Source organism: Psychrobacter sp. VH5, assembly GCF_050572635.1.
Classification (GTDB): Bacteria; Pseudomonadota; Gammaproteobacteria; order Pseudomonadales; family Moraxellaceae; genus Psychrobacter; species Psychrobacter celer.
The window spans coordinates 1,350,312-1,365,576 of sequence record NZ_CP192145.1; the positions used below are offsets into that span (position 1 = coordinate 1,350,312).

Here is a 15,265-nt window from a genome sequence, read left to right on the forward strand (position 1 = left end):
TTTTGGGTGTCAGTTGCTCATTGTCAATGCTTTATTGATGAGGTTTGATAATCGATGGGCTAAGCAGGTGCTGCTACCAGATTGCTACCTGCCTGACTACAGGCCAACTTATGGCCGGTTTTTTATGCCAATGACAAAAAGGAATGACGCCATAACTATTCTTCGTTTGCTGATGATAGGCGGGTTTGCTCAAATTATTATCTATCTGGTCTAGGAAGATAAGAGACAGCCATGGAGCAGCAAAAACACCTGAATAAAAAAGGATACATACTTGTGAACCCTACCTTTATCAATAGTGATGATATTCGCCACAATTTTTCTATCGCCATGTCAGAGATGTACCAAAAAGAAGTGCCGTTATATGGTGACCTCATCGATTTGGTGAGCGAGGTAAATACCGACGTATTAAATAAACAGCCTGATATCAGGCAACAGCTTGAGCACACCGGAGAGATTGATAGGTTAGGTATGGAACGCCATGGCGCGATTAGACTGGGCACCGCGGACGAGCTAAGCATGATGCGCAGGCTGTTTGCGGTGATGGGCATGTACCCTGTTGGTTACTATGATTTGGCGCCTGCCGGTGTGCCTGTGCATTCTACGGCTTTTCGAGCGCTTGACACGCAGTCATTAAATAACAGTCCGTTTCGCGTTTTTACTTCTCTATTGCGCCTTGATTTAATTGATGATGAAGCATTAAAACAAGAAGCGATAGCTGCTTTGGATAAGCGCACTATCTTTACAGATAACGTTGTTAATTTAATTAAGCGCTTTGAGGAGCAGGGCGGGCTGACGGCGATAGACGCTAAGCAATTTGTCAAAGAAGCGTTAGAAACCTTTCGCTGGCATGACAAAACACCCGTGTCAAAAGCGCTTTATCAGCAGCTATTAAGCCAGCATGGACTAATTGCTGACGTCGTCGGTTTTAAAGGTCCGCATATCAATCATCTGACCCCTCGAACCTTAGACATCGATGCGGTACAAGCTGGTATGCAAGCAAAAGGCATACCGCCAAAAGCCATTATAGAAGGGCCACCGAGACGGAGATGTCCTATTTTATTGCGTCAGACCAGTTTTAGAGCATTAGAAGAAGCGGTTAGCTTTAAAAGTCCTAACGGCGGCTATCAAACGGGGCATCATACTGCGCGCTTTGGCGAGATTGAGCAGCGCGGCGTGGCTTTAACGCCTAAAGGCCGAGCGCTGTATGACCAATTGCTTAGCCAAGCTCGCCGCCAGTTAGGAGTGACGCCAAATACCAATAACGCCTTAGAGTATTATCAAGTTTTAGAAAGTGCATTTGCAGCGTTCCCTGATGATTATCGAGCATTACGTGACGAGGGGTTGGCGTATTTTTACTATCAAGCGGCCGATAGCGATACAGATAACGAGCCAACGCTAGATTCTATAGACGTAGAAGACATAAATGTAGAAAACGTAAATGACCCTTTATCAAAGCAAGTGATTACTGATTTGCTTGAGCAAGGAATGATTCGCCTAGAACCTATTGTCTATGAGGATTTTTTACCTGTCAGTGCGGCGGGGATTTTTCAGTCCAATCTGCATGACGACAGCACAAACGACAATGAAAACGATAATGAAAAAGACGAACACAGCGGCGAGCAAAGCAATGATAAAGCTCATGCCAATAAAGAAGCGTTTGAGAATGCTTTGGGCGCTCAAGTCTACGATGAGCTTGAGCTTTATCAAACGCTACAAGCAGAGAGTCTCAAAGCGTGTTTGGGACAACTAAATAGTAAGGTTTTAAAACGCGTTATCTAAAACCGTGATAGATAATTGGAACTGTTAATGAGCATTCCAAAAAGGAATGGCAGTACGAAATTAATTATTTTGCAACTTGCCTAGACGCAAGTTAAGTTAATAAGTCTTCAAGGAAGCATAAATTAATAAAAGGGATGGAATATGATTAAGCAGTATATGGCCGCGATGGGTGTCAAAGAAGCGCAATATCAAAATGGTAATTTTGACGTCAATAGCCCGATTGATGGCTCGGTGATCGGCAGCATAACCTTGGACAGCGTTGATGAGGTCAACACCAAGATTGCCAATGCCAAAAAAGCCTTTAAAGAGTGGCGCGTGGTGCCTGCGCCAAGACGTGGCGAGCTGGTGCGCCTGCTCGGTGAAGTGCTGCGCGAGCATAAAGAAGACTTAGGCATGCTGGTGTCATTTGAGGCCGGCAAGATTAAAGAAGAAGGCCTAGGTGAAGTGCAAGAAATGATTGATATTTGCGACTTTGCCGTCGGGGTGTCGCGTCAGCTTTATGGTTTGACGATTGCGTCAGAGCGTCCAGGCCATCACATGCGTGAGACATGGCATCCGCTCGGGGTGATTGGTGTCATCTCAGCCTTTAACTTTCCCGTTGCGGTGTGGTCGTGGAATACTGCGCTGGCCATCGTCTGCGGTAATCCGGTAATTTGGAAGCCCTCAGAAAAAACCCCGCTTGTCGCTTTGGCCTGTCAGGCACTGTTTGAAAAAGCCTTGGCCAAATTCGGCGATGCGCCAGAGCATCTATCGCAAGTCTTACTCGGTAAAACCGATGTCGGTAACGCCTTGGTGGAGCACAAAGATGTGGCTTTGGTGAGCGCCACCGGTAGTACGCGTATGGGCCGAGAAGTCGGGCCAAAAGTTGCCAACCGTTTTGGTAAATGCTTGCTTGAGCTTGGCGGTAACAACGCCATGATTTTGGCACCAAGTGCCGATTTAGACTTAGCGTTACGCGGTATTTTGTTCTCCGCGGTTGGGACGGCAGGCCAGCGCTGTACGACATTACGTCGCTTATTTGTCCACGAATCTATCAAAGACGACATCCTACCGCGCATCAAGTCTGCGTATGAAACCGTCAGTATCGGTCATCCACTAGAGGGCAATCTGGTAGGTCCGCTGATCGATGAAGACAGCTTTAATAATATGCAAGCAGCGTTAAAAAAGGCGCGAGACGCAGGCGGCACGGTTACGGGCGGCGAGCGCGTCCTTGCAGACAAATACCCTGATGCCTATTACGTAACGCCTGCCATTGTCGAGTTTGACGAGCAAAACGATGTCGCCAGAAGCGAGACCTTTGCGCCGATTCTGTATGTCATGACCTACCGAGACTTTGATGAAGCCATTGAGATGCAAAACGATGTGCCACAAGGCCTATCGTCATGCGTCTTTACTAATGACTTGCGTGAAGCGGAAACCTTCCTCAGCGATCGCGGCAGTGATTGCGGTATTGCCAATGTCAATATCGGTACCAGTGGCGCTGAGATCGGCGGGGCGTTTGGCGGTGAAAAAGAAACCGGCGGTGGCCGTGAATCTGGCTCTGATGCGTGGAAAGTCTATATGCGCCGTCAGACCAATACCATCAACTACTCAAAAGAGCTGCCACTAGCGCAAGGCATTAGCTTTGGTTGATAAAAAGATGAGTACAAATTTTTGTTGATTTGATTTACTTATCTACAAACTGCCAAGCCTCATTTATAGAAGCTTGGCAGGCCAAAAATAATAAGCAATCAAGGATTGGTTGCCACTCCCATCGACGACTACTAAGGAAGGTAGAACTATCATGATCGATGATAAATCGCACGACCCCGATGTAGATGGCTATGGCCCATCTTCTAGCTTTTTACTGGATATTGCCCCTCTGTTACTGACTGCTATCATTCTGATGATACAGTTCTTTGTATTTAAAGATTTTACCCCTCACATTCCTCTTGCTTGCGGCATATTAATCACCGGCTTATTTATGAAGCTGCGTGGTCGTCATTGGCAAGGTATGGAAGAGCGTTTTTTAAAGGTCATCAAAATTGGTTTACCTGCGATGATTATCTTGATGGGCGTGGGCATGCTCATCGGTGCATGGATTATCGCCGGCACCGTGCCGACCATTTTGTATTACGGCTTTAGTATCTTTTCCCCTTCCTCGTTTTTATTTTCTGTTTGTATCATTTGCGCCATTATCTCTGTCGCTACGGGCACCTCGTGGGGGACTGTGGGTACCGTGGGTCTTGCGATGATGGGTATCGGTTTGGGGCTTGGTATTCCAGCACACCTAACGGGCGGTGCGATCGTCTCGGGGGCTTTTTTTGGTGACAAAATGTCGCCACTATCAGACACCACCAACCTAACGCCTGCTGCTGCTGGCGTCGATCTTTGGGATCACATCAAAGGTATGTTGCCGACGACCGTTCCCGCCATGATTACCGCTTTGGCTATCTATGCGTGGATAGGCATGGGGTATGGTGATGACAGTATTGACCTGTCGTCTATCCGCGCACTACAAGACAACCTAGCGGCCAATTACAATTTAAGCATCGTCACTTTGCTACCGGCAGCAGTGGTCATTGTCGCCGCTGTGATGAAAATGCCAGCGATACCGACGGTGTTAAGCGGGGTGCTGGTAGGCTCAGTGATTGCTGTGTTTATGCAGGGCGTGGCGGTGAGTGAGGTGTTTGATGTGTTACAAAACGGCTTTGTCAGTGAGACGGGCTTTGAGGTAGTGGATCAGCTGCTGTCAAAAGGTGGTGTCATGTCGATGACGTGGGTCATCAGCTTGACCATTTTTGCCTTGGGTTTTATCGGTGCGCTTGAGCACTACGGCACGCTTAGGGCCATCATGGCAAAGATTAATAATTTTGTGAAATCGCGTCTGGGTCTGGTGTTTACCACGTACGGCAGTGTGCTCAGTGTCGGGACACTCATCGGTGATGTTTATACCACTTGTGTTTTGCCAGGCCGTTTGCTGCAAGACAAATATAAAGAGATGGGCTATAAACGTACGACATTGACGCGCTCTATCGAAGACGCGGGGACACTTTTGTCGCCCCTTATCCCATGGAACATGGGTGGTAGCTTTGTGGCAGCGACACTCGGTATCGCCACCTTGACCTATGCGCCTTTTGCCTTTGCCTGCTGGTTGTCGCCTTTATTTGGCCTGCTTTGGGCGTTCCTTGATAAGTTCATACCGCGTGAAGAGCCTGCAGTAGCAAAGCTCGATACCAATACTTCACTAAGTGAAGTATGCTAAAGGGAGTCTGATATGTTGCAAGAGCAGTGTTTGTGGAACATGACGGCGCCTAATATTGACGCATATAGTCAAATGAGTAGCGATACCCAAGCGGCGGTGTGCATCATTGGCGGCGGCTATACTGGACTGTCTGCAGCAATTCATCTGGCTGAAAAAGGCGTCAAGGTTGTCTTACTTGAGAGTCAAAGTATCGGTAGTGGCGGCTCAGGGAAAAGCGTGGGTCTGGTCAATGCTGGTACGTGGGCGCGCCCTGATGACTTAAGCATTGGCTTAGGCGCGGCAGATGGTGAGCGCTTGACCGCAGCGCTTGGTCAAGCGCCGGGTTTGGTGTTTGACTTAATCAAACGCTATGATATCGACGCGCAAGCGACCCAAGCAGGCAATATTCATATGGCGCACAATGCCAAAGGTGAGATCGATGTCGATATCAGATACGAGCAGCTCAGTCGCCGCGGCGCTAATGTGGAGGTATTGACAGGCAGTAAGTGCCACGAGTACTGCGGTACCACCAGTATCAATAAAGCCTTATTAGACCACCGTGCGGGTACTATCAATCCACTGGCTTATGTCCGAGGACTTGCCAAAGTCGCTGCAAATCTTGGCGTGACGATCTATGAACACTCTGCTGTTGAATCACTAGAAAAAGTAGGCGGTCATTGGTACACCAGAACGGCCAAAGCATGTGTCAAATCTGAGCGTGTGATTATCGCAACCAACGCTTATACCGAAGGCGAATGGACAGATATCGCCAAAACTTTTTATCTGGTTTATTACTATCAGATTGCATCCGAACCGCTGAGCGGTGCAGCGGCAGAGCGCATATTGCCCTACAAAACAGGTGCCTGGGACACACGTCTGGCGCTATCTAGCTTTCGCCGTGATAATGACAATCGCTTATTATTGGGCACGGTTGGTGGGACGCAGATGAAACCAAAATCCTTTTATCAGTCATGGGCCAATGCGGTGCAAAAAAGCTACTATCCAGATTTGCCCGCGTTTGACTGGCAGTATGAATGGTGCGGTAGCTTTGGCTTTACCCAAGATCATATCTTTCGCGTGATGGAGCCAGACGAAGGCTTGCTGACGGCGACGGCTTATAATGGTCGCGGCATTACCACTGGCACGCTTATGGGTAAATGCTTTGCAGACTATATCGTGACCGGCAAAAGAGACAGCATTCCGCTACCTTTCAAGACTTTAGAGGAAGCAAAGGTTGCTTTTGGCGGTATCAAGTCTGGGTTTACAGAGCTTGGCCTTACACTGTATCACGCTGGTCAATGTCTCAAGATCATTAGATAGTTTGGTTATTTGCATAGTGAGGTTATTGACTTAGTTAAAATGATAAACCGTGATAAAAGCTCTAAAAATGGCGGGTTGCTTATTAGGTTTTTTAATGTCACATTTAAGGATTGTTCATAATGAAATAACAAAACAGATTAAGGATAATTATGCAGATTTTAGACATTCATACCGTAAAAAAACAGCTAACCATGCCAATGGCCATCAGTGCTATCGAGGAGCTGCTGAAGAGACAAGGCGAGCATCCGAGCTGGATTAAAACACCTGAGCGCCTAGTCATTCCTACTTTTCAGGAGAGTGATGCACACACCTCAGGCTCGCATTTGTCGATGCCGTCAGTGGTTTTTGATGGTGAAAACGAGTATGCAGTCGTCAAGCTGGTCACCATCTGTCCCGACAATCCTCAGCGCGATAAACCAACCACCATGGCCGCCATCACTGTCTCAAATAATGAGACAGGCGATATGCTGGCTTTTTTGGACGGAATATATATCACCCAAGTGCGTACCGCCGCGCTGTCGGGGATAGCGACTAAGTATCTGGCGAATCCACACAGTCGAGTGGCAGCAGTGGTCGGTACAGGCGGGATGGCATATGAGCAGCTAAACGCTATTCTCACAGTACGTCCAGATATCACGCACGTAAAACTATGGAATAGAACGGCGCAGACGGCGCATCAGTTTCGAGACAGGTTTATACAAGAGTATCCACAATGGCAAGTTGATGTTCAGGTTTGTGAGCATATTGAAGAGGCAATCAGAGACGCAGATATTATCAATCTGGCCACACGCTCGACGGCAGGACTGTTTGAGGCGGCGCAGATAAAGGCAAATGTTCATATCAATGCGGTGGGCGCTTATCAGGCCACGATGAAGGAAGTCAGTAACTCAGTGATAGAGGCCTGCGACTCCGTGATCATTGACGATGCTGAAGGCGGCTTGCATGAAGCAGGGGACTTGATACAAGCGCATGAGGACAGTGATAGTGCTTGGACATGGGATAGGCTCACTGGCACATTGGGGGATTTGGTCAATAAAAAAATCAGCCTCGATGTGAAGGAGGATAAAGGTATGACGCTGTTTAAATCAGTGGGCGCAGCCAGCTTTGATGCAGCCGTCGCTTTACAGGTAGCAAAAAAAGCCAAAGCAAAAAGCTTGGGTCAATGTGTCGCGCTATAAGGGCTGAGTATTTATCCTTATAGAGTCAATCCAACGTAACACTGACCCACCTTATGTCATGTCCGTATTTTAAAATAAGTGAACTTAACTGGCAAAAGTAAGATGATAACGACGGCTTACTTTTTGAGAAGGTTTTGTTTATCGATACGGAGCCATTTAGTAGTGAGCGCTTTTTGTCTTGAATCTAAAATACTAAGGTGTGTCCTCAATTCAATCGATAGATATCTAAAAGGGATAAAAATGGCCGTTATAAAATATCCGTAATTTTTTTTACCTTTTATATTCTCCTGACTTTATCAATGGCTATTGATAATCATAGGCTTAAGAGTTGACAATATTTCAATAAGCACTATACTTTTCTCACGTGGCAGCCCATAACTTTTGTTGATAATGCTGTTGTTTTACGCTCAACCTAACTACGATGAGAATCCCAGTTATGCTTTCACAACGCGCTCGTCTGCATCAGCTCTATATAGGTGCAGATGTCCTGCCTTTTGACGCTTTATACCCAGTCACCTTTTTATGGCAGAGTAGTATCCATCAACACGCGGTGGGCAGTATACTGGCTTATACTCAGTATTTTTTGGATAGCGACGCTTGTTTATCACTCATCGGCACACCAGTTTGTCTCACCACGCTTACCGCCGCTCGCAAACCTACTTATCGCTGTGGACATATCAGAGCCGTCCACTACCAGCACTCAGATGGTGCTATTCATTTTTACACTCTTGATATCGTCACCCCTGACTGGCAACTGACCCAGTCCATCCATACCCGCAGCTTTGTGAACCAGTCCACGCTCGATATCATCACCGCGATCCTTGGTGATTATGACTTTGAATGGCAGCTCTCAGACCCACTCTTATCATCAGAACAGCTGACCGCACCACTCGCCATGCGCAGCCAATTTGATGTGAGTGACTATGAATTTATCACAGGATTACTGGCAGATATCGGTATATCGGCTTTATGGATAAACGGCGACTCAGCCGACACTCTTGGTCACTGGCAGCTAATCAACACTTTAGAGGATAGCACGCTTGAGCCAGTAAGCTACCGCTATGCTGCGTCTTCCGTACAGTCCGGTAGTGATATCGTGGACGAGCTACAGATCAGAGCCAAGCAACGCGGCACCTCTATTGTGGCAGTACGCGCTGATGGGTTGTCAGCGGATACTCTTTATGAAGGCCAAGCTTATGACGATTCTGCACTGGCTATGCAAGATAAGACCGTCTTATTAGGGGCGCCGTCTCGAGTCGATAGCGATGCTGCTGCCACTCGTATGGCCAAGCAGTGGGTCGCTGCTAATACCTGCAATAGAGAGTATTACACCGCCGCCGGTTCGATGCGCGGCATGCATATCGGCAATCGCGTGCATATCGATAACTTATCGACTGTTCACACTTTAACAAGCTATTGCACCGCACTTACTATGATCGGCATCGAACCAGATAGCGACAGCGTCTCTTACCATCATGCTTCTTTTATAGCGGACTGGCTCACTCGTACTAGTAAGCACGCCCATCAAAGCAGCCAAAAGCAAACCGATACCCTGCATACTGTCAGCAACGTCCATCAGTCGTATGCAGCCATTCCCCAGTACGGTATCGACATCGCACAAGACACAGGTGTATGGGTAACCGCCACACTATTAGACTCTGCTATTCCTTACTGTCCCTATCCCAGCAAACTCGCCTTTGTCAGTAGCACCTATACCGGTGTCACCCAAGCCCGTACCGGTGATCAAACTACCTCAGCGAGTCCAAGCTATGCCTCAGAGGTGACCGATGATGGCCTGCAGCGCACCATCACCACTCCGGTATCTGCTGGTATCAGCACGCACGACGATGGGATGACGCCACCGCTGCGCAGTTTGCAGTTGTCCTCAGGTGCCACTCACGGCTGGCAGTTTACCCCAAGACTCGGACAATCAGTGCTGCTCAACCACTGGTACGGCGACAAGGACAGCCCCGTCATTAGCCGTAGCCTCTATGACGGTATCGGCATGGGCGATAGCGATGAAAAAGACATCACCAACCGCGATGAGGGACTGGCTAATAGATATAACCTACAAGGCGGATCCTCACCAAGATGGCATGGTGCTGGTCTGGGACATTCACAAATCAAGGATGACGACGCACATAGCGGCTGGATAACCGGTATCGCTCAATACGGACTTAACGATCAATCTGAAGTCAGCCTTCTCTTTGATGACACCCCAAACCAGATCGGCATGCAGTGGTCGGTCAACACTGCTAGTCGTGCCAACGCCCAAGCCCCCACCAGTACCAGCAGTGCTACTTTCTCACCAGATGAGCACATCCTTGAGCTTGGCGTCCTACGTCATCGCTATAGCAACCATCAATCGACAAGCAGCGGACAAGGGGTCAACCTTGCCACCGATCATGGACTACAAGCCACAGCAGACAGTGGCGTGCTGCTCTCTACCTTTGGGATCCGGCACAGCCAATCCGAGCATGAATCGGCGTGGGTCAACGACGCAGGACAACGCCAGCTGAAACTTGGCACAGAGCTGAGTGAGACCCTGATGGAAGCCAAACAAGCGCACTTGCAATCCACCCAAGAGATCAGTAGTGCGAACGCGTCTATAAAAGCCTTTGAAACCGCAGCGCAGGTGATCGATGAGACCCTACAAACTGAAGTCTTAGGTGCGTCCGATGTACTAGTAGTCAGCAAAGACAGTATTCTGGCATCAAGCAACAATACCCTAACCACAGCCAAGACCATCGTTAGACAATCTGGCAGTACGCAGTCCGATGTGGTGGCAGGCAACTATACCTTAACGGCAGATCGTATCGAGTCGCTGTCAGGGATAGCCGGACAAGCCGCTCTATCAGGACTGAATATTAGTGCTAATACCAAGCCAGTAGCAATACAAGCACAGGGCGGTGAGCTGCAATTGCACAGCCAGCAGGGTATGACCATCGGTAGCGAGTCGGGACAAGTGAATATCGCAAGTCCGAAACGCATCAAGCTGCAAACTAGCGCGGGGGCGTCACTGACGATTGATGAGAGCGGGATTAAGCTCGTTTGCCCGGGGGAGATTAAGGTGAATGCGGTGAAGAAGGCGCTGGTTAAAGGCGGTTTTGCCGATGTTGAAATACCTCCGCATAGAGACCCATACGATGAGATGTATGTGGTTAGGGACACATTAGGTAACCCCGTTGCTGGGTTTGCTTATAAAATTGAGACGTCCGAAGGTAAGATCTATCGCGGCGTGACCAATGAGAAGGGTGAAACGATACGGGTTGGTACGGGACATAGAGAGGTTGCTCTCACATTTAGCGAAGATTCTGATGAGGATGATGAGTAATGACTGATAAGACTAATACAATAGAAGGATCTTTTGTTCCAAAAGAGGTAGATATTAAAACAGTAAACGTATTCTTTGATGGTACAAAGAATAATATGTTTAACACTGATGCATATGATGAAAACGAGCACTCTGACACTAGTAGTTATGCTAATGCCTATTCTAATATAGCTTGGATGTTCACAAAAGGGAAAATCAACAATGGACAATTTTGGGTATATATAGAAGGTATTGGGACTCGTAGAGGTGATACTAACGATGAAGTAGCTGGTTATGCTACAGGCGTTGGTATTACAGGCGTTGCTCAACGTGCTGAACAAGCTTTTGGGGCGATAGAGACAGCAGTAGGAAACGCACCTTCATTACTTCATATTAATGTATTTGGCTTTAGTCGTGGAGCGGCTACTGCTCGCCATTTTGTGCATTTAGCTAAATCAAGTGCTAGACCATTCCCAAACTGGCAGCTTTCACGTACTAAGATACTTTTTAAATTTGTAGGGATATTTGATACAGTCTCCTCTGTTGGTGCAAATTTCAACGATGATGTAGAAGAGTTAAAGTTAGATTTTCGAGACCTTAGTGCTACTGATAAAGCATTTACTAAAGTTTTTCATATCATAGCGGGTGACGAATATCGATTAAACTTTTCAGTGACTAACATTAATTCAGCTGTCGGTAGTGGCTTCGGCTATGAAGTCACTATGAATGGTGCTCACGCTGATGTTGGTGGTGCTTATCATAATAATACGAGTGAGAGATACTCAACTTTAAGTAATAAAGAAAAAAACTGGTTAGTGGCTAAGAATTTTTATACAGAAAACAAGGATGAGCTTAACTCAATGTCAAGAGGTCGAGGACAATTTAATCATATTTTTACCCGTACAGGTATTCGATATGATATACATAAGATCTCATTGCAGATGATGGCAAGAATGGCGAGCAAATATGGCAAGTTAGAATTTTTAACAGGTGAAAAAGGTTTATCTAACTATTATAGTGAAGTCACAGGTGCTGTTAAAACACTAATGACCAGTCTTCCTAACGAAGTTATCAATGCCGACCCATGGAGAAATGGTGCGAAAAGAGGCAGACGCATCACCAAGATGCTACCAGAAAATGCGGCAACTAAAGCGCTAAGACATAACTATATTCATTGGTCTGTGCAAAACGCAATAGGCTTTGAAGTGAGATACAAAAGCGGTATACCGTTCAGACAAATAATTAATGGCTAGTTTAATGATATTTAGCGAGAGTGCCCAATGATACGCAACTGGTCGACCACAACAAAGATTGTAACCATTATTATATTTGTGCTTTTATCCATGACATTTGCATGGGCATATAAGGAACAACAGATGAAAAATAATAAAGTCGTCGAATGGGGCGCTAAAATATCGGTTGCTAGATATACCTTATACAAAAAAGATAATTTTGACAACATAGTGGATATTCAGAAGTCAGATAAAATCCGTAGCTATAGCACTAGCTTTTATCTAGAGGATGGTACTTGGTTGCGCTCACTCCATGGAGGTGGTGGAATTTGGGGTTATGGCAGTACACCATTAGGCGGTAATCCATTTGAGCAGCCATTACCTGACAAGGTACGAGTTACTTATATTGATGACATAACCAATCAGTACTATCAAGGTGAGCATGAGCTGCCCACTGATCAAATCTACACGCTGATGACTAGCACAAGCAAACGGGTAGAAGATAGCCGTGAAAAACCCGATCCAGACAGTGCCAACTACTATGGTATCGAGCTAGCCTTTGCCCCTGATGGCTGGGTCATTGTATTTCTAACGGGCTGGCCTAGACGTCAAGAGATCACCTCCTTTCAAGCCACGCCTATCGAGCCTGATCCAAAAACACTAGAAGGCCCTCCTGTATCAAGTGGCGATGAAATGCTCTATATGAGTTATGATGCTTATCTAGAAACTAAAAAAACAGGGGAAGAACACTACGCTACAGAGTTTAAGAACAACCATCCTGAAGGGTATAAAAAGTGGCAGTCAGGCGACTGGATAATATCTTCCGACTGGTACAAGCAGATGCAGACTAAATATCCTTGGAATCTATCTGTAAGTATAGATGGTCAAGAATGGAATGGCGAGTATTATGCTGAGTTTGCTAATACCGAGCGCTTTGCCATACTAGATGATCAGTTCGATAAATATAGTAAAGAACTCAAAGCAGTACCTACTAAGATTAGGACATGGGCTACTGATCAAGAATCAGGCGAGCGTACTGAAGTTGAAGTGCATCTATACCCTATACCACAATGGTCAGCCCGCGGTACTAGCACTGCCTCTTATCAGCCTTACTACCAAGACCCTAATCTAAACCGCTTTTTTACATATTTTAAAGAGTTATATCCCAATCGTTCCCTTGCAACGGATAGCCAGCCTGCAAATTCTGATGAGTTCGCCACATTAAAGATAAAGTTTGATAAAGATTTAGTATTAGAAAGCGTCTATTTGCAAAAAGGTAATCACAAAATACTAATTGAAGGCGCTTATCAGTTCTCACGCGCACCAATAGACCCTTATGAAGGACTGTATTACGCCAAAAAAGGCTATCCTATATTTATTACTGAACCAAAAGCGAAAGATCTAAGCGATCCTGCTTTTGTGGATATGGATTAATTTAATATATATTGCGACTTGTGAACAAACGAGTAAGAAGTTATTCGACTGCTTAATTACAGGGCAGGAATGACAAATAAAGCAGCAGTCCTAAAGATACTCAATTCAGGTAGTATGACGCCGCCCAATACAGGCAGCTACTATGTCGATGCTTATATAACCATGCGTCAAAAGGTCGAACTTATCTGAATCTATCCCAAAGGTATCGAAGTGGTGAAAAACACCGATGCTAAATATGATATCTACAGTAAAATGGGCGATTACACCAGTCCAACCTTTTATGCCGCTGCCAATCCAAATCAATATGACCTTTCAGGTTTTGATAATACATCTGTCAGTCAAGACAATGATGATAGTTATTTAGTGTAGAATCATTGATATGCTTTAGTAATTAATATACAAGGGTTTTACTGTTAGCTACGCAACGGGCAGAAGTATCATAGTTTTGATTTACATTAGGATCGTCAGATATAAAAGGTGGGTTCGGGTCTCTTTGAAATCGTCCGACAGTAACCTCACCAACGACTTGCTGATTTTCTGCTGAACCTTCTCCAGCAGCCACACCTCGCAAAACTTTTTCAGTACCTGTCTTTGGTCCTTGCGGGTTATGCTCTGGACTATTGACATAATACTCAGGATCGTACCAGTCCACTATCCATTCGTAGTTTTGATTAGATAGATCATAGAGTCCTAAAGGGTTAGGAGGATAAAGTCCGACAATAGGTACTGTAAGGACAACCGAGTTGTACCTATCGCTAAACTCTCTTTTTTCTTCATATGTCCAAATATTACGCCCCGGATCGATCTCTCCTGTGTCCGTTGGAAATAGGATATACTCTCCGCGATTACGCGCCGCATATTCCCACTGCGCTTCAGTTGGCAAATTCATTGGCACTTCAAGCTGTTGACCCAACCATTGACAGTAGTGCTGCGCCGTTTGCCAGTTGATACCTGCCGCAGTATTAGGTTGACGTATCTCTATTCCTATACTTTGCATTCCTTCCTTTGGTTGTCCGGTTGCCATACTATAGATATCAAAGTCACCATAAGTGGCTTTATACGCATTCATACTAAAGCTATCAAGCGTGACTTTATGTAGGGGTTTATTATCAGGTTGGCCCGTTAATGGCAAACCATCCGTCCAGTCGAGCTTATGCCCAAAGTCGCCCATCTCAAAGCTGCCCCCTTCGATAAAGCGCATGTTTGCCTTTTGCTGGGCTAAAAAGTTGTCTAGCTGCTGCTGTTCATCTGCTGTTAGATCGTTTCGAGTTTGGGGAATACCATCGCTATCTCCCTTCGGTGTAGGTTCAGTGGCGCAGGCGGTGATAGAAAATAGAGGTAAAAGGAACAAAGATACGAATAAAGGCTTTAGAGTCATAACGGCTACAGTGAGTTTTTGTTGATAATTTTAGGTAATTATATTCATAATTCGCTGGGATTGTCTAAGTTGTTATATCAAACAATGGTTGAGATAGGGAGGGTTAATAAAATGCATCAATGGGGCGAGTTTATTCTGATCTACCCTAAAGGCATAGAGGTGGTCAAAAATACCGATGCTAATTACGATATTTACAGTAAAATGGGCGACTACACCAGTCTAACCTTCTATGCTGCTACCAATCCAGACCAGTAGGATCAGTCAGTCTTTACTGATTCACAAGATGTCTTGTTGAGCAGGCAAAATAATAATATCTATCATGCAAAGAAAAAAGAGTCTAAAAAATATATTTTTTGCCAAGTCGAAGTTGGGTTCAGAGTCAAGATGACACTTAACCTTATGCGTTAG

General features: G+C 45.9%; 10 protein-coding genes. 9 read left to right on the forward strand and 1 reads right to left on the reverse strand.

Annotation, left to right across the window (positions count from 1 at the left end; translation table 11 throughout):
• The first annotated feature begins 327 nt into the window (after nucleotides 1-327).
• From hglS to ACNFVB_RS05775, 9 genes are all read left to right on the forward strand, one after another.
• A complete protein-coding gene (gene hglS, locus ACNFVB_RS05735; RefSeq protein ID WP_430738476.1) occupies nucleotides 328-1,779 on the forward strand; it encodes a 2-oxoadipate dioxygenase/decarboxylase HglS in 1,452 nt (483 codons plus the stop codon).
• 141 nt (nucleotides 1,780-1,920) lie between these two features.
• Complete coding sequence (gene amaB, locus ACNFVB_RS05740; protein ID WP_430738384.1) at nucleotides 1,921-3,411, forward strand: L-piperidine-6-carboxylate dehydrogenase; 1,491 nt, start codon at nucleotides 1,921-1,923, stop codon at nucleotides 3,409-3,411.
• A gap of 151 nt (nucleotides 3,412-3,562) precedes the next feature.
• Complete coding sequence (nhaC, locus tag ACNFVB_RS05745) at nucleotides 3,563-5,023, forward strand: Na+/H+ antiporter NhaC (protein WP_430738385.1); 1,461 nt, start codon at nucleotides 3,563-3,565, stop codon at nucleotides 5,021-5,023.
• 12 nt (nucleotides 5,024-5,035) lie between these two features.
• The gene (amaA, locus tag ACNFVB_RS05750) at nucleotides 5,036-6,322 is read left to right on the forward strand and encodes an L-pipecolate oxidase (RefSeq protein WP_430738386.1); all 1,287 of its coding nucleotides are present in this window, start codon (nucleotides 5,036-5,038) and stop codon (nucleotides 6,320-6,322) included.
• A 149-nt stretch (nucleotides 6,323-6,471) separates the two neighbouring features.
• Nucleotides 6,472-7,500: an ornithine cyclodeaminase family protein gene (locus tag ACNFVB_RS05755; protein WP_430738387.1), complete on the forward strand. Its 1,029-nt coding sequence runs from the start codon at nucleotides 6,472-6,474 to the stop codon at nucleotides 7,498-7,500.
• Nucleotides 7,501-7,936: 436 nt separating this feature from the next.
• Nucleotides 7,937-10,834 (forward strand): contractile injection system protein, VgrG/Pvc8 family, encoded by a 2,898-nt coding sequence (locus ACNFVB_RS05760; protein WP_430738388.1) that lies wholly within the window; start codon nucleotides 7,937-7,939, stop codon nucleotides 10,832-10,834.
• On the forward strand, nucleotides 10,834-12,066 hold the full coding sequence (locus tag ACNFVB_RS05765) for a T6SS phospholipase effector Tle1-like catalytic domain-containing protein (protein WP_430738389.1): 1,233 nt from the start codon (nucleotides 10,834-10,836) through the stop codon (nucleotides 12,064-12,066). Before ACNFVB_RS05760 ends, ACNFVB_RS05765 begins: the two co-directional genes overlap by 1 nt.
• A 123-nt stretch (nucleotides 12,067-12,189) precedes the next feature.
• Nucleotides 12,190-13,479 carry a DUF2931 family protein gene (locus tag ACNFVB_RS05770; RefSeq protein WP_430738390.1) on the forward strand — a complete coding sequence of 430 codons (1,290 nt, stop codon included), beginning with the start codon at nucleotides 12,190-12,192 and terminating at the stop codon, nucleotides 13,477-13,479.
• Between the two features lie 213 nt (nucleotides 13,480-13,692).
• On the forward strand, nucleotides 13,693-13,848 hold the full coding sequence (locus tag ACNFVB_RS05775) for a hypothetical protein (RefSeq protein WP_430738391.1): 156 nt from the start codon (nucleotides 13,693-13,695) through the stop codon (nucleotides 13,846-13,848).
• 22 nt (nucleotides 13,849-13,870) lie between these two features.
• On the opposite strand, the gene ACNFVB_RS05780 is transcribed toward ACNFVB_RS05775, so the two are convergent.
• Nucleotides 13,871-14,830 (reverse strand): formylglycine-generating enzyme family protein, encoded by a 960-nt coding sequence (locus ACNFVB_RS05780; RefSeq protein ID WP_430738392.1) that lies wholly within the window; start codon nucleotides 14,828-14,830, stop codon nucleotides 13,871-13,873.
• Nucleotides 14,831-15,265: the final 435 nt, after the last annotated feature.